Genomic DNA, 19,113 nt, shown 5'->3' on the forward strand with positions numbered 1-19,113 from the left:
ATTCCTTTCAATAAATCGTTACGATGCTACTTATGCGTACTTTTGGTAAACCTTCAATCCTGATTATTGGCTGTGGCGATATTGGCCTTCGGGTGGCAAAACAGCTTTCATCCAGCCATCGGGTTTTTGCGCTGACTTCTTCACAACATCGTTTTCAGGAGTTACGAGAGGCTGGCGCGACACCGATTTTAGGAAATCTGGATCAACCAGAGTCGTTATGGCGGCTGGCGAGCTTAGCTCAAACCGTCATACATTTAGCTCCACCCCAAAATCAAGGAAATCGTGATTACCGAACCCGTAACCTGCTCAGAATTTTAGCCCAAGGGTCTTCTGTCGTCAGGCGACTGATCTATATCAGCACTACTGGTGTCTACGGCGATCATCGGGGCGCCAGAGTGAGCGAAGTGACCCCAGTCAATCCACAAAGTGACCGAGCCCAGCGTAGGATGGATGCAGAGAGGATGCTTCGCCTATGGGGTCCCGCGCACGGAGTTGCCATCACCATTTTGCGTGTTCCAGGGATCTATGCCTCCAATCGCCTTCCTTTAGAGCGTTTGCAATCGCAAACCCCAGCACTATTGCCGGAAGAGGATGCGTATTCGAATCATATTCATAGTGATGATTTAGCGCGCTTGGTTTGTGCGACCGTCTTCCACGGCAAACCTCAAAGAGTCATTAATGCGTGTGATGGCAATGAAAGCAAAATGGGTGATTATTTTGATGAAGTGGCAGATGCCTTTGGCTTAGCAAGAGCGCCAAGAATGCCGGCTAATCAATTGCAAGAAATCGTCAGCCCGATGCTGTGGTCTTTTATGCGCGAATCGAGGCGCGTGACGAATACACGCTTATCGGAATTAAAGAGACCGCTACGTTATCCAAGCGTAGCGGATTTTCTGAAGACTATTTCCAAGAATCCTTAAGACCAACAGTACGGTTGAACACCAATTTGCCTGGTTTGGAGTCTACCTTATCAGCGATAAAGTAACCATGCCGCTCGAACTGAAAGCGATCTTCCGCTTGAACATCTTTCATGCAAGGCTCTAAGTAAGCGGTAATGGTTTCTTTGGAGTTTGAATTAATGGCATCTAAGAAATTCTTATCACCGCTATCGGGGTGTGGGTCTGTGAAGAGGTGATCATAGAGGCGAACCTCTGCTGGAATAGCTTCTGCAGTGCTAATCCAATGAATATTGCCCTTGACCTTGTAGTTATTAGATCCTGGCGTCCCACTCTTGCTGTCAGGGAAGTGCGTGACATTGACCTGGGTGACATTGCCTTGCGCATCGGTTTCAAAGCCAGTGCATTCGACTACAAAGCCATGGCGTAGGCGCACACGACTGCCCGGTTGATCGCCAATGGGCGGGTATAGCCTGAAGAATCCCTTTACAGGTTCTTTCATAAAGTCATCAGCTTCAATCCACAACTCGCGTGTGAAATGAAACTCACGATTACCCCATTCTGGATGTTGAGGGTGACGTGGAGCAGAACAAGGCTCTTTAGCATTTGTATCAAAGTTCTCTACTACTAACTTCAGCGGTTTGAGAACAGCAGTTGCTCGAGGTGCTCTGACTTCTAGGTCATCACGCAAAGCTTGATCGAGAGTGCTCATATCAATCCAACTGTCTGCTTTCGATACGCCAATGCGTTCACAGAATAAGCGAATACTTTCTGGTGTGTAACCGCGGCGACGTATGCCAACAATCGTAGGCATACGGGGATCATCCCAGCCATCAACATGCTTTTCTTCAACGAGCTGTAATAGCTTACGCTTACTTGTAATGGTGTAAGTGAGATTAAGACGGGCAAACTCGTACTGATGCGGTACGGGGTCCTTAAATACGCCCAATTCCTTTAGAGAATTCACAATCCAGTCATAGAGTGGACGATTGTTCTCAAACTCCAGCGTGCAAATGGAGTGAGAAACATTTTCTAGTGCGTCAGAGATGCAATGCGTGAAGTCATATAAGGGGTAGATGCACCATTTGCTGCCAGTGCGGTGATGATCGGTATGGCGGATACGGTAAACCACAGGGTCGCGCATCACAATGTTGGGGTGCGCCATATCAATCTTTAGGCGCAGAACATGTTCGCCATCTTTGTATTTGCCATCGCGCATCTCACGAAAGAGGGCGAGGCTCTCTTCGGGGCTGCGATCGCGATATGGACTGTTTTTTCCTGCTTGGCCGAAGTTGCCGCGATTGGTATGAATGTCGTCAGCGCTTTGGCTATCAACATACGCCTTGCCATTTTGAATCAGGATTTCTGCAAATTCATAGAGGCGATCAAAGTAATCGCTGGCGTGATACAGATGTGTTCCCCAATCAAAGCCGAGCCACTTCACTGCATCCAAAATACTGTCAGCGTATTCAATATCTTCTTTGACAGGGTTGGTATCGTCTAGACGCATATTGCAACGCGCGCCACCTGCTTGTTGGTTGTAATCCGCAGCTAAACCAAAATTCAGGCAAATACTTTTCGCATGACCAATATGCAAATAGCCATTTGGCTCTGGTGGAAAGCGAGTAATGATGGAGGGAATGGGCTCACCCGCTAAATTGGTGCGCCGTGAGAACGCGCCACTCGCTAAATCTTGATCAATGATCTGACGTAAGAAGTTCGATGGCTCGGCAATTGCGCCAGTACCTGCCGTACCTAATTTAGGGGATTTGCTATCTTGGGACATAGCCACATTGTAGAGAAAACCCCTGGCCCATAAAGAAAAAGCCCGCAAACTGCTGCGGGCTCGTTTCTGTGAGGTCTAAGACAATCAGTCTTCGACGAACGCCTCTTCGCGAGTCTTCTTGACTGCTGGCAAGGCAACAATCACCACTAGCAAGGCCGCTGCAATCAATAATCCAAGCGACAGTGGGCGTGTGACGAAGGTTGAGAAGTCGCCGCGAGAAAGCAATAATGCGCGGCGGAAGTTTTCTTCCATCATCGGTCCTAGCACGAAGCCCAAGAGTAATGGAGGTGGTTCGCAACCTAATTTGAAGAATAGGTAACCAATCAAACCAAAGCCTGCGGTTACATAGACGTCAAATACAGTGTTGTTCACGGTGTACACACCAATACAGCAGAACACCAAAATTGCTGGGTAGAGGAAGCGATATGGAATCTTCAAGAGCTTCACCCAAATACCAATGAGTGGCAAGTTCAAGAGAATCAACATCACGTTACCGATCCACATAGAAGCGATCAGACCCCAGAACAAAGCAGGGTTGCTGGTCATCACTTGTGGGCCAGGTTGAATGTTGTGAATGGTCATCGCGCCAACCATCAAAGCCATCACGGCATTTGGTGGAATACCCAAGGTAAGCAATGGAATAAATGAAGTTTGAGCTGCAGCATTGTTTGCTGATTCAGGACCTGCAACACCTTCAATCGCACCCTTGCCAAATTCATGGGTGTACTTGGAGGATTTTTTCTCAACTGAGTAAGCGCCGAACGCTGCTAAAGCTGCGCCGCCGCCAGGAAGAATGCCCAAGATAGAACCAATCGTTGTGCCACGCAGGATGGAAGGAATCATGCGCTTCACATCACTCTTCGTTGGGATCATGCTGGTGAGCTTATTGAGGAAGCCCTCATCTTCACCTTGCTTTTCAAGGTTGCCCATGATTTCCGCAAAGCCGAATACGCCCATCGCAACTGCTACGAAGCCAATACCGTCGCTCAACTCAGGAATATCGAACGCATAGCGTGATACACCAGAGTTCACGTCGGTACCGATCAAGCCCATGAGCAAGCCAAGGATGATCATGCCAATCGCTTTAATCAATGAGCCGGATGCCAACACGACCGCGCCGATCAAGCCAAGCACCATCAATGAGAAATATTCTGCAGGACCAAACTTAAATGCGAGTTGTGAGAGTGGCGCAGCAAAAGCAGCCAACACTAAAGTTGCAACGCAGCCTGCAAAGAATGAACCCATACCAGCAGTAAACAAAGCAACGCCCGCTCGACCATTCCGAGCCATTTGGTAGCCGTCAATCGCCGTCACCACCGAGGACGTCTCTCCTGGGATGTTGAGCAAAATTGCTGTTGTTGATCCGCCGTATTGTGAGCCGTAGTAGATACCAGCCAACATGATCAAAGCCGCAATAGGAGGCAACGCGTATGTTGCTGGCAAGAGCATCGCAATGGTAGCGATAGGGCCAAGGCCAGGCAATACGCCAATGAGGGTTCCCAAGATGCAGCCGATGAGGCAGTACAAGAGATTTTGTAGTGTAAACGCGGTATCGAAACCGAGAGCTAAGTTAGCAAATAAATCCATTTTTCAGAGTCCCGGTTCGTTATTGTTGTAGGAATACAGGTAGCAGCGGGAACTGAAGCTTCAAGCCCACCACAAATACTGAGTATGTAAATACCACTAGGAAGGCAGCATTAATTAGCGAACCTTTCCATGTGAACTCTTTGCTAGCACTAGCAGAGACGAGAACTAGTACAACCACAGCAATCAAGAAACCCATTCTTGGTAGCAGCAATCCATATAGCACTACTGAACCAGTAATTTGAGCAATCACTCTCCAGTTGAACTTAGGAATGGTCTCAATGGCCGCTGTGGCGCTCAATGCCTTAACGGCAACCAGCAGGCCAAGAAGGGTCATTAAGATTCCCAAGAAGAATGGAAAGTAGCCTGGGCCCATTTTGGCCGCAGTGCCCATGGGGTATTGGGTTGCCACGATGGTGAAGAAGAGGCCAATCACGATGTACATGACACCAGCCCCAAAATCCCGTTGATTGCGAATTTTCAAGTTGCGCTCCTTTTATATCGGACTTAGAAGCCGATTATTTATTGATGTTGAGCGATTGTAAGCCACGAGGGGGGTACCTTGTCTAGGGTTTGCCCTAGACGAGTGCGAATGCCATAATTACGGCTATGAAAGTCTCCCAAATACGCCAGGCTTACCTGGATTTCTTTGCTCAAAAAGGCCACCAAATTGTCCCGTCAAGCCCGGTAGTTCCTGGCGACGACCCAACCCTGCTATTTACTAATGCGGGAATGAATCAATTTAAGGACGTTTTTTTGGGTTTTGACAAGCGTCCCTATACCCGTGCGACGACAGCCCAAAAATGTATTCGAGCTGGCGGTAAACACAATGACTTGGATAACGTGGGCTACACCGCCCGTCACCACACCTTTTTTGAGATGTTGGGCAATTTTTCTTTCGGGGACTATTTCAAGAAAGATGCGATTCAATTTGCCTGGGATTTATTGACCCAAGTATTTAAGTTGCCAAAAGAAAAGTTATTGGTCACTGTGTATGCTGAGGACGATGAGGCGTATGCCATTTGGAAAGATCAGATTGGCGTGCCTGCAGATCGCATTATTCGCATTGGCGACAATAAAGGCGCGCGTTACGCTTCAGATAATTTCTGGATGATGGGTGACACTGGCCCATGCGGACCTTGTACTGAAATTTTCTACGATCATGGCGAACACATTCCTGGCGGTCCTCCAGGTAGCCCAGAAGAAGATGGCGATCGCTTCATCGAAATTTGGAATAACGTCTTCATGCAGTTCAATCGTGATGAAGCGGGTGTGATGCATCCACTGCCTAAACCTAGCGTTGACACGGGCATGGGTTTGGAGCGCATTGCAGCAGTGTTGCAACATGTCCATTCCAATTATGAAATCGACCTCTTCGTCAATCTGCTTAAGGCTTCCAAGGATGCGGTCGATGCAGCTGGCGGCGGTAATTGCGATGCTGCCTCTCCATCATTGAAGGTGATCGCAGATCATATTCGAGCATGTAGTTTTATCGTAGTAGATGGTGTGATTCCAGGTAATGCTGGACGCGGTTATGTATTGCGCCGTATTGCGCGTCGCGCGATACGTCATGGTTACAAGTTAGGTGCACGCAAACCATTCTTCTATCAGCTCGTACCTGCGCTTGTTCAAGAAATGGGTGATGCCTATCCTGAGCTGCGCGCAGCACAAGATAAAGTTAGCGAAGTGCTCAAGCAAGAGGAAGAGCGTTTCTTCCAAACGATTGCCAATGGTATGGAAATCTTGGATGGCGCGCTAGCTGGTGGCGCCAAGGTAGTCGATGGTGAAACTGCATTTCGTTTGCATGACACTTTTGGCTTCCCATTAGATTTAACTGCAGACGTTTGTCGTGAGCGTGGCGTCACAGTTGATGCTGAAGGTTTTGAAGTCGCAATGCAAAAGCAACGCGATCAGGCTAGAGCAGCAGGCAAGTTCAAAGTTGCCCAAGGCCTGGAATACAAAGGTCAGCCAACCCAGTTCCATGGCTATGACACTCTCAAACACGAAGGTGCCAAGGTCACTACCTTATATATAGATGGTTCTGAGGTGACTTCGGTTAAGGCTGGCGATGCTGCGGTCGTTGTTTTAGACCACACCCCGTTTTATGCAGAATCTGGTGGTCAGGTTGGCGATCGTGGCGAGTTGCGCAATGAGTCGCTTCGTTTCGCTGTCGAGGATACCTTCAAGATTCAGGCGGATGTGTTTGGGCATCAAGGTGAGTTATTAGAAGGCGAGATTAAAGTAGGCGACACCTTAAATGCCTTGGTAGATGTTCAGCAAAGAACGGACACCATGCGCAACCATAGTGCTACACACATCTTGCATAAAGCTTTGCGTGAAGTGTTGGGTGATCATGTCCAGCAAAAAGGTTCTTTAGTGGATGCGACTAAAACACGTTTTGACTTTACCCATAACGCCCCTATTACCGCAGAACAAATTCGTCGCGTTGAAGATATTGTGAACGCCGAGATTTTGGCGAATACCGCCACCTCTGGAAAAGTGATGTCTTTGGAGGATGCGCAAAAGACTGGCGCGATGATGCTCTTTGGCGAGAAATATGGCGATGAAGTGCGTGTTCTTGAGATCGGTAGCTCAAAAGAATTATGTGGAGGCACTCACGTATCTCGCACGGGTGATATCGGTAGTCTCAAGATTGTTTCTGAGGGTGGCGTTGCTGCTGGCATACGTCGTGTTGAAGCGGTTACCGGTAATCAAGCTCTTCATTTCTTGCAAGGTCTTGAAGACAAGGTCAATGAAGTTGCTGCTATCTTGAAAACACACCCTGGTGATTTAGTAAATCGCGTGGCACAGCTTCAAGAGAGTTTGCGTCAAGCTGAGCGCGAGTTAGAGAAAGTCAATTCCAAATTGGCGGCTAGTCAGGGCGATGAGTTGGCTGGTCAAGCGATTGATGTCAATGGCATCAAAGTGCTCGCAGCGCGTTTGGACGGTGCAGACGCTGGAGTGTTGCGCGAGACTATGGATGCCCTGAAGGCAAAACTCAAATCAGCCGCGATTGTTTTGGCATCGGTTCAGGGTGACAAGGTGAGTTTGGTTGCGGGTGTTACTGCGGATTCAATATCTAAAGTGAAAGCCGGCGATCTCGTGAATTTTGTCGCTCAGCAGGTAGGTGGCAAAGGCGGCGGTAAGCCAGAAATGGCGATGGCAGGTGGCAATGACCCTAGCAAACTCAATGCGGCTCTTGCTGGTGTGAAAGACTGGGTGGCAAGCAAATGAGTGAGGCCAGCAATATCGTATTTAATGCTGAAGTAGACGCTATTGGTATGAATTGCCCATTACCCATTTTGCGCACCAAAAAAGCTTTGGCCACCATGCAATCTGGTGAGGTTCTGAAGATTAAAGCCACTGATTCCGGTGCAGCTAGAGATTTCCCTGCTTTTGCTAAGCAAACCGGTAATGAGTTAATTGCCAGCACTACCGAAGGTGATGTGTTAGTTTTCTTTCTAAAAAGAAGATAAGCAAGTGCGCTGATAGCTGCACTGAATTCAAGAAATGAATCAAAAAAAGGCAGGTATTACCTGCCTTTTTTATTTCATTGCCTCAATCAAGCAAGTAAATTAAATAAGTGAGCGACTCTTTAGATAGGCTGCAAAATCTTTTGATACTTCAGGGTGACGTAAGGCAAATTCCACTGAAGCTTTGAGGTAACCCAATTTGCTACCGCAGTCATAACGAACGCCATCGTACTCATAGGCAAATACGGGATCTTCTTTTAGAAGCGAGGCAATTGCATCAGTTAACTGAATTTCGCCGCCCGCTCCTGGCTTGAGGTTGCGAATGTGTTTAAAGATATCGGATGATAAAACATAGCGACCCACAACAGCTAAGTTTGATGGTGCATCCTTGGGTTGGGGTTTTTCCACAATGCCGCTTAAACGATGAATGCCTTTAGTTACCTCAGTGCCGGCAACAATGCCATAAGAGCTACTTTGAGCAGGGTCAATTTTTTCAACTGCCAGCACCGAGCCATTTTGCTCTTCATACACTTTGAGCATTTGCTTTAAAACGGGTGGATTACCATCCAACAAGTCATCAGCTAGGATGACTGCAAATGGTTCGTCACGAACCAGCTTCTCTGCGCATAGGACTGCATGGCCAAGACCTAGTGCTTCTGGTTGGCGGACATAGACACAGTCAACGTGACTGGGTTTTACGCTTCGCACAATCTCTAGTAGCGCTTGCTTATTTTTGGCTTCAAGTTCCGCTTCGAGTTCATAAGCTTTATCAAAGTGATCTTCAATCGCGCGTTTGCTACGCCCAGTCACAAAGATCATCTCGGTGATGCCAGCTGCAATCGCTTCTTCAACCGCATACTGAATAAGTGGCTTATCAACCACATTGAGCATTTCTTTTGGGCTGGCTTTAGTCGCCGGCAAAAAACGCGTGCCTAAACCTGCGACTGGGAAAACTGCTTTAGTGACCGCTTTGGTAGACAAGGGCATTGCTAATCCGATCTTTATTGAAGACGTTCTAATTGTGCAACAAGCTTCTCATGATTTTGCTCAAAGCCTGCAAGGCGTTGTTTTTCTTGGGCAACTACGTCAGCGGGGGCGCGAGCAACAAAGCTTTCATTGCTTAGCTTGCCACGGGCTTTGGTGATTTCATTGGCAAGGCGCTCGATTTCTTTACCGAGACGGGCGCGCTCAGCAACTACATCTACTTCAATCTTTAGTAGTAACTTAATATCGCCTACGAGAGCAATTGGGGCGCCAGGGGCATCTTTTTCTAGAGCGGACTCATCGCTGTAGATTTTGACTTCTGTTAGCTTGGCCAAAGCGAGCAAATAAGGAGTCGCCTTTTCTAGGAATTCTTCTGGACCATAAATCCACAAAGGCACTTTTTGGCCGGGGGGAACTTGCATTTCACCGCGTAGATTTCTGCAAGCATCCACAATCGCTTTGACTTGCGCTACCCACTCTTCGCTTTGCTCATCAATTTTTTCAGGTTGAGAAACAGGATAGGGTTGCAATGCGATTGTTTGTTTAGCCTGCTTGACCAATTCTTTTCCAGACTTTGGTCCAACGGTTTGCCAAAGTGTTTCAGTGATGAATGGAATGAGTGGGTGCGCCATGCGCAAGATAGTCTCAAGTACGCGTAACAGAGTGCGACGGGTTGCTCGTTGCTGCGCTGGCGTGCCGGTTTGTAGCTGCACTTTGGCAAGTTCTAAATACCAGTCGCAGTATTCATCCCAAACGAATTGGTAGATGCTATTAGCAATATTGTCAAAACGATAGTTTTGGAATCCTTTAGCTACCTCAGCCTCGGTTCTTTGTAGTTGCGACACAATCCAGCGGTCTGCAGGCGAGAAGTCTAAATAGCCATCTGGGCCACACTGGTTATCGCATGGGGCAAGACCATTGTCCTCGTCGCCACCTGGACAATTCATGAGCACAAAGCGGGTTGCATTCCATAACTTATTGCAGAAATTGCGATAGCCTTCGCAACGCTTTTGATCGAAATTAATGTTGCGGCCAAGCGATGCTAAAGAGGCGAAAGTGAAACGCAGCGCATCTGTACCAAATGCAGGAATACCATCCGGAAATTCTTTTTTGGTTTTCTTGCTAATGCTCTCGGCTTGCTTCGGATTCATGAGGCCAGTAGTGCGTTTGCCTACCAGCTCATCCAGTTTGATGCCATCGATTAAGTCGATCGGGTCCAAAGTATTACCCTTGGACTTACTCATCTTTTGGCCTTCAGCATCCCGCACGAGACCATGAACATAAACAGTATGGAACGGCACTTTGCCTGTGAAATGGCAAGTCATCATGACCATGCGCGCCACCCAGAAGAAAATGATGTCAAAGCCGGTTACCAATACTGAGGATGGTAAGAAGTGATGTAGCGCTGGCGTTTCTTCTGGCCAACCAAGAGAACTAAAGGGGACTAGGGCAGAGCTAAACCACGTGTCGAGCACATCAGGGTCGCGATTGAGTTTGCCTGTGTAACCAGCTGCAGTAGCCTTGGCCTTAGCTTCTTCTTCGGAGCGTGCCACAAAAATTTGACCATCATCGCCATACCAAGCTGGAATCTGATGACCCCACCAGAGTTGTCTGGAGATACACCAGTCCTGAATATTCTCAAGCCATTGGGTGTAGGTATTAATCCAATTCTCGGGAACTAACTTAATGTCGCCTTTAGTAACGGCATCTAAGGCTGCGCCTGCAATAGAAGAACCAGGTTGATATTGATTATCAGGGCTCGGTTTAGACATGGCCACAAACCATTGATCAGTGAGCATAGGCTCAATGATGGTCTGCGTACGATCACCGCGTGGCACCATTAATTTGTGTGGCTGAACTTTTTCAAGCAAGCCTGCTGCATCTAAATCAGCAACCACTTGCTTGCGTGCTGCAAAACGTTCCATGCCTTGATAAGCGGCTGGAGCATTTTCATTAATCTTGGCGTCAAGAGTGAGGATATTAATCAGCGGTAACTGATGACGTTGTCCAACAGTATAGTCATTGAAATCATGCGCTGGGGTGACTTTCACAACACCTGTACCAAAATTCAGATCAACATATTCATCGGCAATGATGGGGATCTGGCGATCACATAAAGGCAGGTTGACTGATTTGCCAATGAGATGTTTGTAGCGCTCATCAGTTGGGTTAACCATGACGGCAACGTCACCCAGTAAGGTTTCTGGGCGGGTAGTGGCAACGGTTAAGTGGCCTGAGCCATCAGCCAGTGGATAGCGAATGTGCCACATTGAGCCATCTTCTTCCTCGCTCACCACTTCAAGGTCAGAGACTGCAGTTCCTAAAACGGGGTCCCAGTTCACTAAGCGCTTGCCACGATAAATTAGACCTTGCTCATGCAGGCGAACGAAAACTTCGATGACGGCCTTGGACATTTTGCTGTCCATCGTGAAATATTCTTTACCCCAATCAATCGAGGCGCCGAGGCGACGAATTTGGCGTGTAATGGTATTGCCGGAAGTTTCTTTCCACTCCCAAACTTTTTCGAGAAACTTTTCACGACCGAGATCGTGACGAGAAATTTTTTGCGCATCGAGTTGGCGTTCAACCACGATTTGAGTGGCAATACCAGCGTGGTCTGTGCCAGGTACCCACAAAGTATTTTTGCCGGACATGCGGGCATGGCGTACTAGACCATCCATGATGGTTTGGTTGAATGCATGCCCCATGTGTAGGGTGCCAGTGACATTGGGTGGCGGCAATTGAATCGAAAAGTCGCCCTTGCCTTCATCCATGCTGGCGTCAGCAATGCCTCTGCGCTCCCATTCTGGGCCCCAATAGGCTTCAATCGGTGCAGGTTCGTAGGATTTAGCTAACTCTTCCGCGGAGTTGGCTACTGATGAATTAGGGGTATTTGAGGCATTTGGCATAAGAGGCAAATTATAATTGGGCTGATGTATTCAGATATGCTCGCGAACCTTAATCCAGAACAGCGCGAGGCCGTAACCCTCCCGCCCGTAAACCCAAATGGCCAAGCCCAATCTGCTCTGATTTTGGCAGGTGCTGGCAGCGGTAAGACGCGTGTATTGACCACCAGGATTGCTTGGTTGATCCAAACAGGTCAGGTTTCGCCAATTGGGGTCTTGGCGGTGACATTTACCAATAAGGCGGCAAAAGAGATGATGGTGCGCTTGAGCGCTATGCTGCCAATCAATACCCGCGGCATGTGGATTGGCACTTTCCATGGTCTATGTAATCGTTTATTGCGAGCCCACCACAAAGAGGCTGGTTTGCCATCGACTTTCCAGATCCTGGACACCCAAGATCAGCTATCAGCAATTAAGCGCCTCTTAAAAGGCTTAAAGGTGGATGATGAAAAGTACCCACCCAAACAATTGCAGTATTTCATTGCGCATGCCAAAGAGCGCGGGCAGCGTGCTAAAGATTTATCGGTCGGCGATGATTTTCAGGCGAAGATGGCGCAACTCTATGCGGCTTATGATGAGCAATGCCAGCGCGAGGGAGTTGTCGACTTCGCTGAATTATTGCTACGCAGTTATGAGTTGTTAAAACATAGCGAGCCTATTCGCACACATTACCAAGAACGTTTTCGTCATATCTTGATTGATGAGTTTCAGGATACCAATGCCTTGCAATATGCGTGGCTTAAATTACTCTCTGGTCATGACGCAAGCCGCGTGAATGTTAGTGGCATGGGAAGTAGTTCGGTATTCGCAGTGGGCGATGATGATCAAAGTATTTATGCTTTCCGCGGTGCCGATGTAGAAAATATGCGTCTGTATGAAAAGCAGTTTCATCCCTTGCTGGTTAAGCTAGAGCAGAACTATCGCTCGCATGGGCATATTCTGGATACTGCCAACCATTTAATCGCGAATAACTCCGAGCGTCTTGGTAAGAATTTGCGAACGGACGCTGGCCATGGCGAGCCAGTTCGGATTTATGAGGCGCCAAGCGATCATGCTGAAGCAGCTTGGTTGGTTGATGAAATTAAAGCGCTAGTCAATAGCGGTATCAAACGTACTGAAATCGCTTTGCTCTACAGAAGTAATGCCCAATCACGAATTATTGAGCACGCACTTTTTTCTGCGGGCATTCCATATCGTGTGTATGGTGGTTTGCGATTCTTCGAGCGCGCTGAAATTAAGCATGCACTCGCTTACTTACGCTTGCTTGAAAACCCCAATGACGATACATCCTTTTCTCGGGTGGTGAATTTCCCTACGCGTGGCATCGGTGCAAGATCGATTGAGGCTTTGCAAGATGCTGCCAGGGCACAGCAATGTTCTTTGTATACGGCAGCATCATCTCTCGAGGGTAAGGCGGGTGCCGCATTGGGTGGCTTCATTCGCTTAGTGGATCACATGCGTGAAGCAACGCGTCACAACACCTTGCCCGAAACGGTCGAGTTTGTGATTCAGCACAGTGGTTTGATTCAGCATTATTTATCTGAACGCGAAGGGCAAGATCGAGTAGAAAACTTACAAGAATTGATTAATGCTGCTACTGCATTCATTGCCGAAGAAGGTTATGGCCAAGATGCTGTTGCCGCACTACTACCGGATGAGAACGATCCAGGTGCAGTGGAGATGTCACCGCTCGCCGCTTTCTTAGCACATGCCTCCTTAGAAGCAGGCGATAACCAAGCGCAAGCAGGTCAGGATGCCGTGCAACTCATGACAGTGCACTCCGCTAAAGGTTTGGAATTTACTTCGGTATTCATTACGGGTCTTGAAGAGGGTTTGTTCCCACACGAGAACAGCGTGAATGAGCAAAACGGCCTGGAAGAGGAGCGACGTTTAATGTATGTCGCTATTACCCGCGCTAAAGAACGCTTGTATTTATCTCATACTCAGTCGCGTATGTTGCATGGTCAAGTGCGCTACAACATGCCTTCTCGTTTCTTGGAAGAGTTGCCATCTGAATCGCTAAAGTGGTTAACGCCCAAGGCTAAAGATGCGCGTTGGGGTGCTGGCTCAAGATCTGGTTCAACTTGGCAAGATGGCTACACTCGCCAGCGTGAATACGAATCCAATGACTTTTTTGATTCAGGTAGCGAACGCCCAAGACCAACTAAGCGAGTGGGTTCAGCCTCTATGGAAGTAAAGCGCTTAGCTTCGCCACCCCGCGGAAATTATCCATTCACCATTGGTCAAAATGTCTTTCATACTAAGTTTGGTGAAGGGCGTGTTACAGGCTTAGAGGGCGTTGATGCCGATGCTCGGGCACAAGTGAACTTTAAGCGCCACGGTGTCAAATGGTTGCAACTCAGTATTGCGAAACTTGCTGCGATTGATTGAGTCTGCTTAATCTTCGGTAAAGCAGGCTTTCCAAGTAGCGTAGAAAGAGCAGTGCATGATGGTTAAGCCAGCCATCGAAATAGGCGCCACGATGAATGAAGCGGCTTGACCGAAATTGAGGGCGTCAAAGATCATGCCGATCGTAAGAGGAATGGCGATTAAGACCGCGCTCCAGATTGCTAGATAAAAAAAGAATGCGGCTTTATTTGTCCAGCATGCCAGCCAACTAGAGAATAAAGCTTGCGGAACAGACATATCAGCCCACGCAATCAGGATGGGGGAGAACCACATCAACATTGCAATCGGGATATACAGAATCGCACCAAAGACTAATATCAGATAGACCTGTCTGAGTGCTTCAGGCGTAATTGGCTTATCTGTCGTCATGAGGGGTAAAAGTGTTTCGAAATCTACCAAGAGACTTAAGATAAAACTCATTAATAAGATCAGTGCTGCGTACACCAAACCCAATTGCAAAATTCGATTACGAATAAACTGACCTGATTGCAGTGCAATTAAATAAACGCTTGGTCGAATACGCTCCTTCTGAATTGCTTGTCGACATGCGGTCATGAATCCAACGGAAAGAGTTGGTGTTAATAGTAGAACCGCAAAGACGCCAATCACGGGAACGATGACGGCAAGCTGCGCCATAAAAACATACATAAAGACCAACATCAAAAATCCCAGTGGATTTTGTTTGAATAACCAAATGCCCTGTCTAATCCAGGTATAGCCTTCTTTGGGTGCAACAGAATTGAGTCTCATAGGGTGCGGCGACTAAGAAGAATACGTTCGAAGTGCGTTGGGTCATGAGGGGTCAGCATTTGAGCGTCACGGGGCAAATAAAAGTCCCATAAGCGTGATACCCAGAAACGTAGAGCCGCTGCTCTCACCATCAGCGGCCAGCTTGCCTGCTCTTCTTTGGTCAGTGGGCGTACGGATTGATAGGCCTGCATCAAAGCGTCAAAGCGCGCTGGATCTAAATCCTGCTTGTTCTCAGCCAAACACCAATCATTCACAGTGACTGCAAGATCAAACAGCCACTTGTCGGTGCCTGCGAAATAGAAATCAAAAAAACCACCTAATTGATCGTTGCTGGTATCGGTAGATCCTTTCGGATCAAACAAGACATTGTCTCTGAAGAGGTCGCAATGGCTAGCACCTTGCGGAAGCATATCGTAATCACTGGATGAGAAAAAAGCTTCTTGTGCAGTGAGCTCGTGAGTGAGTAATTCTTTTTGCGCTGTGTTTAAGTGTGGCAATACCAGTGGAATAGTTTGTTGCCACCAGCCAAGGCTACGAAGGTTCTCTTGTGATTTTGGAAAATCTTTTCCGGCAAGATGCATTTTGGCCAACATCTCACCCACTAGTGCGCAATGCTTTACTTCGGGTTGCATGCGGGACAGACCCGGTAGCTTGCTGACGATTGCCGCTGGCTTACCTTTGAGAGAGAAAAGAATCTCTCCGCGCTTGTTCTCAATTGGCTTGGGGACTGGTATGCCCTTGTTTGCCAAGTGGCGCATCAGTTCTAGGTAGTAGGGCAGTTGCTCTGCAGATAGGCGCTCAAAGATAGTCAGAACATATTCTTGCTTCTTGCCATCTTTAACAGTGTCTAAGAAGAAGTTGGAGTTTTCAATGCCACCATGAATGCCGCGAATGTCTGCAGCTTCGCCGATAGTAAATTCTTGGGAGATCCATGGAGCGATCTCACCAAGTTCAATCGGAGTAAATACAGCCATTGATCAATCTATTTTTTATTGAATTGGAATGCTAATACTAGGTACGCTAAGAAGCGCGCCTTCACCTGAGGGTGGTCCTGGCATTACCGAGTCAGGTGGCGACATCTCGTAAGTGGTGTACTTCGTTTTAACTTGTACTTGAGTAGGACTATTGGCATCCTTGTACTCAGTAATTTCTGTGCCAGTAGCTTCCTTATGTTGGAAACTTGGTTTGCGGGCCTCTGGGTTGCTGACAACACCTGCTGGACTCATGGTTGGAGACAGAGGTTGATTGTTGATTCTGTTGAGCTCAGATTGGCTAAGAGCTTGGCTGGTATTCTGAGCCTGTGCGGATCCTGCTCCGAATACGGCAAAAATCACCAAAAAACTCGTCAGAGCGAGACTTTGGCTAAAAATATGGCTAATTACGTTTGTTAGGGCATGCATCATTTTTCACCTTTTTTGGCCTACTTTTGGACGGTTCATTAATCCGTCCTGTAGGTAATTGTTAACTAGATTGTACGATTGCGGTATGACGAAACATAGACTCTTGTTGGTAGACGGCTCTAGCTACCTCTATCGCGCCTTCCACGCCATGCCCGACCTGAGAAATGGGGCCGGGGAGCCCACGGGGGCCATCTATGGCATGGTCAATATGATGCGCCGTGCCCGGTCAGAGCTAAAAGCCGACCATATTGCTTGCGTATTTGACGCCAAGGGAAAAACCTTCAGGGACGAGATGTACTCCGAGTACAAGGCTCATCGCTCACCTATGCCAGAAGATTTGGTGAAGCAGATTGAGCCAATTCACCTAATGGTTAAGGCTTTAGGTTGGCCGGTTTTGATGGTGTCTGGAGTAGAGGCTGATGATGTGATTGGCACTTTGGCTTGTCAGGCGACACAAGCGGGTTGGGAAACTATCATCTCGACAGGCGATAAAGATTTAGCGCAATTAGTTAATTCGTCGGTCACGCTGATCAATACGATGACGAATGAAAAGTTGAATATTAATGGCGTCATTGAAAAGTTTGGTGTTCCACCAGAATTAATTGTTGATTATTTATCGATCATTGGTGATGCCGTTGACAATGTTCCTGGCGTCCCTAAAGCGGGACCTAAAACAGCAAATAAATGGTTGGCGGAATTCGGTAATTTAGATAATTTGATTGCAAATGCGGATCAAGTAAAAGGCGTTGTCGGAGAAAATTTACGTGCAACTCTTGACTGGTTGCCACAAGCGCGACAACTCATTACCGTCAAAACCGATTGCGATTTATCACCACATTTACCCGGTTTAGATGATTTGCATGCTAAGCCAGAAGACGCTGCGCTACTGCGTGAGCTATTCGAGCGCTATGCATTTAAAACCTGGTTGCGCGATGTAGAAAAACAGTTGGAAAGCCCATCCAGTAAGACTTCAGAGGAAGGCGCCTTCGATCTGGCGGGCACACCTATTACATCCACGGCCAGTAAGAATGAAGAGTCTGAATCTAAGAAATCTATAGCAATTACTAGTGCGCCAGAAAAAATAGCGGCACCAGATTTACTTGAGCGCAATTACGAGTGCGTTACAGATGAAGCTACCTTAGATAAGTGGTTGAAAAAAATTGAGGCTGCTGAATTAACAGCAGTCGATACAGAAACAACCAGCCTAGATGCTTTAGCTGCAGAATTGGTGGGCATCTCACTTTCAGTGAAAGTGGGAGAAGCTTGCTACATTCCGGTGGCTCATCGTAATGGCGAGACGCAGTTAAATCGCGATTTTGTGCTGTCACGCATGAAGCCATGGTTAGAAAGTAAAACGCATTTAAAAGTTGGGCAAAACTTAAAGTACGACATCCATGTGTTTGCAAACTACGGCATTACCTTGGGTGGCGTTGCATTTGATACCTTGTTGGAATCCTATGTGTTGGAGTCGCATCTTCCGCACAATATGGACAGTATGGCTGAGCGCCATCTTGGTGTGAAAACCATTCGCTATGAAGAGGTTTGCGGCAAGGGCGCGCATCAGATTGGTTTTGATCAGGTGGATCTTCAGGTTGCTACTGACTATGCGGCTGAAGATGCTGATATCACCTTGCACCTACACCAAGAGCTTTGGCCCCAAATTCAGGCAAATCCTGGTCTTTTGTATGTCTATCAGCAGATTGAAATGCCAGCAATGCATGTGCTTGGAGTGATGGAGCGCAACGGCATTCGTATTGACTCAGCCCTTTTAGGCAAGCAAGGGCAGCAAGTGGGTAAGCGTCTATTGGAGCTAGAGGGCGAGATCCATCAACTGGCTGGTCAGCCCTTTAATATTCAATCGCCCAAGCAAATTGCAGAAATCCTGTTTGGTCAATTAGAGCTGCCAGTAATTAAAAAGACGCCGTCGGGCGCGCCATCTACGGATGAAGAGGTGCTACAAAAGTTGGCAGAAGACTATCCATTGCCAGCACGCATTCTGGACTACCGTAGTTTGGCAAAGTTGATGTCAACCTATATTGAGAAATTGCCACGCATGGCTGATCCTAAGACGGGTCGCGTGCATACCAATTTTTCTCAAGCAACTGCGGTGACAGGTCGTCTTGCATCAAGCGACCCTAATTTGCAAAACATTCCGGTGCGCACTGAAGAAGGTCGTCGCATTCGTGAAGCCTTCGTGCCCGCGGAGGGTTGCAAGCTATTGTCAGCGGATTATTCACAAATTGAGTTGCGCATCATGGCGCACATCGCTGAAGATGAAAACTTATTAGCAGCCTTCAGAGAAGGCAAAGATGTGCACCAAGCTACAGCGGCAGAGATTTTTGGCATTCCTTTAGAAGAAGTGAATTCGGAGCAACGACGATATGCCAAGGTGATTAACTTTGGCTTGATCTATGGCATGAGTGCATTTGGTTTGGCGGGCAACTTGGGTATCGAGCGCGCAGCCGCTCAGAACTATATTGCGAAATACTTTGATCGATACCCTGGCGTAGCGCAGTATATGGAGCGCACTCGTCTTGAAGCCAGAGAAAATGGCTATGTGGAAACTGTCTTTGGTAGGCGTTTATGGCTTCCTGAAATCAAAGGATCTAATGGCCCTCGTCGCCAAGGTGCAGAGCGTGCCGCAATTAATGCGCCAATGCAGGGCACGGCTGCCGATTTGATTAAGCTGGCTATGGTTGCGGTTGAGGATTGGTTAGAAAAAGAGCAACTCAAAACCAAACTATTACTACAAGTGCACGACGAGTTGGTATTTGACGTGCCTTTTGATGAAATCGATCGCTTGCAAGCAAACTTACCCGATTTGATGTGCAATGTAGCTAAATTGAAGGTGCCTTTAGTAGTTAGCATTGGGATTGGCGATAATTGGGAAGAAGCGCATTAAATAATGACTCGGAGACAGACATC

At 47.6% G+C, this 19,113-nt stretch carries 13 protein-coding genes; 5 read left to right on the forward strand and 8 right to left on the reverse strand.

The genetic code is table 11. The annotated features are described in order from the left end of the window. The first annotated feature begins 32 nt into the window (after positions 1-32). Positions 33-920, forward strand: coding sequence for an SDR family oxidoreductase (locus ICV39_RS04785; RefSeq protein WP_215390718.1), 888 nt, complete (start codon positions 33-35; stop codon positions 918-920). On the opposite strand, the gene ICV39_RS04790 is transcribed toward ICV39_RS04785, so the two are convergent. The 3 genes from ICV39_RS04790 to ICV39_RS04800 form a co-directional block, all read right to left on the reverse strand. Further along, positions 901-2,682 (reverse strand): glutamine--tRNA ligase/YqeY domain fusion protein, encoded by a 1,782-nt coding sequence (locus ICV39_RS04790; protein ID WP_215390719.1) that lies wholly within the window; start codon positions 2,680-2,682, stop codon positions 901-903. The genes ICV39_RS04785 and ICV39_RS04790 overlap by 20 nt on opposite strands. 84 nt (positions 2,683-2,766) lie before the next feature. After that, positions 2,767-4,269 (reverse strand): tripartite tricarboxylate transporter permease, encoded by a 1,503-nt coding sequence (locus ICV39_RS04795; RefSeq protein ID WP_215316031.1) that lies wholly within the window; start codon positions 4,267-4,269, stop codon positions 2,767-2,769. A gap of 19 nt (positions 4,270-4,288) precedes the next feature. Further along, entirely contained in the window at positions 4,289-4,750 is a 462-nt protein-coding gene (locus ICV39_RS04800) for a tripartite tricarboxylate transporter TctB family protein (protein WP_215390720.1), read from the reverse strand. Between the two features lie 125 nt (positions 4,751-4,875). Here ICV39_RS04800 and alaS point away from each other — a divergent pair, with 125 nt between their 5' ends. Further along, the gene (alaS, locus tag ICV39_RS04805; RefSeq protein WP_215390721.1) at positions 4,876-7,500 is read left to right on the forward strand and encodes an alanine--tRNA ligase; all 2,625 of its coding nucleotides are present in this window, start codon (positions 4,876-4,878) and stop codon (positions 7,498-7,500) included. A 14-nt stretch (positions 7,501-7,514) separates the two neighbouring features. Continuing rightward, positions 7,515-7,742 carry a sulfurtransferase TusA family protein gene (locus ICV39_RS04810; RefSeq protein ID WP_215390884.1) on the forward strand — a complete coding sequence of 76 codons (228 nt, stop codon included), beginning with the start codon at positions 7,515-7,517 and terminating at the stop codon, positions 7,740-7,742. A 99-nt stretch (positions 7,743-7,841) separates the two neighbouring features. Here the strand turns inward: ICV39_RS04810 and galU are convergent, their stop codons facing one another. Continuing rightward, positions 7,842-8,726: a UTP--glucose-1-phosphate uridylyltransferase GalU gene (gene galU / locus ICV39_RS04815; protein ID WP_215390722.1), complete on the reverse strand. Its 885-nt coding sequence runs from the start codon at positions 8,724-8,726 to the stop codon at positions 7,842-7,844. A 14-nt stretch (positions 8,727-8,740) separates the two neighbouring features. Next, positions 8,741-11,632 carry a valine--tRNA ligase gene (locus ICV39_RS04820; RefSeq protein ID WP_215390723.1) on the reverse strand — a complete coding sequence of 964 codons (2,892 nt, stop codon included), beginning with the start codon at positions 11,630-11,632 and terminating at the stop codon, positions 8,741-8,743. Positions 11,633-11,656: 24 nt separating this feature from the next. On the opposite strand from ICV39_RS04820, the gene ICV39_RS04825 reads away from it, so the two are divergent. Then, positions 11,657-14,020, forward strand: coding sequence for a UvrD-helicase domain-containing protein (locus tag ICV39_RS04825; protein WP_215390724.1), 2,364 nt, complete (start codon positions 11,657-11,659; stop codon positions 14,018-14,020). Positions 14,021-14,026: 6 nt separating this feature from the next. Here ICV39_RS04825 and ICV39_RS04830 read toward each other — a convergent pair whose 3' ends face one another. From ICV39_RS04830 to ICV39_RS04840, 3 genes are read right to left on the reverse strand one after another with little or no spacing between them, the layout of a single operon-like run. Next, positions 14,027-14,788 carry a BPSS1780 family membrane protein gene (locus tag ICV39_RS04830; protein ID WP_215390725.1) on the reverse strand — a complete coding sequence of 254 codons (762 nt, stop codon included), beginning with the start codon at positions 14,786-14,788 and terminating at the stop codon, positions 14,027-14,029. Next, entirely contained in the window at positions 14,785-15,762 is a 978-nt protein-coding gene (locus ICV39_RS04835; protein WP_215390726.1) for a homoserine kinase, read from the reverse strand. The genes ICV39_RS04830 and ICV39_RS04835 overlap by 4 nt, the downstream gene beginning before the upstream one ends. 15 nt (positions 15,763-15,777) lie before the next feature. Continuing rightward, positions 15,778-16,191, reverse strand: a complete 414-nt coding sequence (locus ICV39_RS04840; RefSeq protein WP_215390727.1) for a hypothetical protein — start codon at positions 16,189-16,191, stop codon at positions 15,778-15,780. 82 nt (positions 16,192-16,273) lie between these two features. Between ICV39_RS04840 and polA the strand changes: the two genes are divergently transcribed. Further along, on the forward strand, positions 16,274-19,090 hold the full coding sequence (gene polA, locus ICV39_RS04845; RefSeq protein ID WP_215390728.1) for a DNA polymerase I: 2,817 nt from the start codon (positions 16,274-16,276) through the stop codon (positions 19,088-19,090). Positions 19,091-19,113 lie beyond the last annotated feature (23 nt).

The sequence above is a fragment of the Polynucleobacter sp. MWH-UH25E genome, from assembly GCF_018687095.1.
In the GTDB taxonomy this organism is placed as follows: Bacteria; Pseudomonadota; Gammaproteobacteria; order Burkholderiales; family Burkholderiaceae; genus Polynucleobacter.

Bases quoted from the DNA above. Each gene is read 5' to 3' on its own strand.
- ICV39_RS04795 (WP_215316031.1), bottom strand. From the start codon at position 4,269: ATGGATTTATTTGCTAACTTAGCTCTCGGTTTCGATACCGCGTTTACA.
- polA (WP_215390728.1), top strand. From the start codon at position 16,274: ATGACGAAACATAGACTCTTGTTGGTAGACGGCTCTAGCTACCTCTAT.
- alaS (WP_215390721.1), top strand. From the start codon at position 4,876: ATGAAAGTCTCCCAAATACGCCAGGCTTACCTGGATTTCTTTGCTCAA.
- ICV39_RS04830 (WP_215390725.1), bottom strand. From the start codon at position 14,788: ATGAGACTCAATTCTGTTGCACCCAAAGAAGGCTATACCTGGATTAGA.
- ICV39_RS04820 (WP_215390723.1), bottom strand. From the start codon at position 11,632: ATGCCAAATGCCTCAAATACCCCTAATTCATCAGTAGCCAACTCCGCG.
- ICV39_RS04785 (WP_215390718.1), top strand. From the start codon at position 33: ATGCGTACTTTTGGTAAACCTTCAATCCTGATTATTGGCTGTGGCGAT.
- ICV39_RS04790 (WP_215390719.1), bottom strand. From the start codon at position 2,682: ATGTCCCAAGATAGCAAATCCCCTAAATTAGGTACGGCAGGTACTGGC.
- ICV39_RS04840 (WP_215390727.1), bottom strand. From the start codon at position 16,191: ATGATGCATGCCCTAACAAACGTAATTAGCCATATTTTTAGCCAAAGT.
- ICV39_RS04825 (WP_215390724.1), top strand. From the start codon at position 11,657: ATGTATTCAGATATGCTCGCGAACCTTAATCCAGAACAGCGCGAGGCC.
- galU (WP_215390722.1), bottom strand. From the start codon at position 8,726: ATGCCCTTGTCTACCAAAGCGGTCACTAAAGCAGTTTTCCCAGTCGCA.
- ICV39_RS04835 (WP_215390726.1), bottom strand. From the start codon at position 15,762: ATGGCTGTATTTACTCCGATTGAACTTGGTGAGATCGCTCCATGGATC.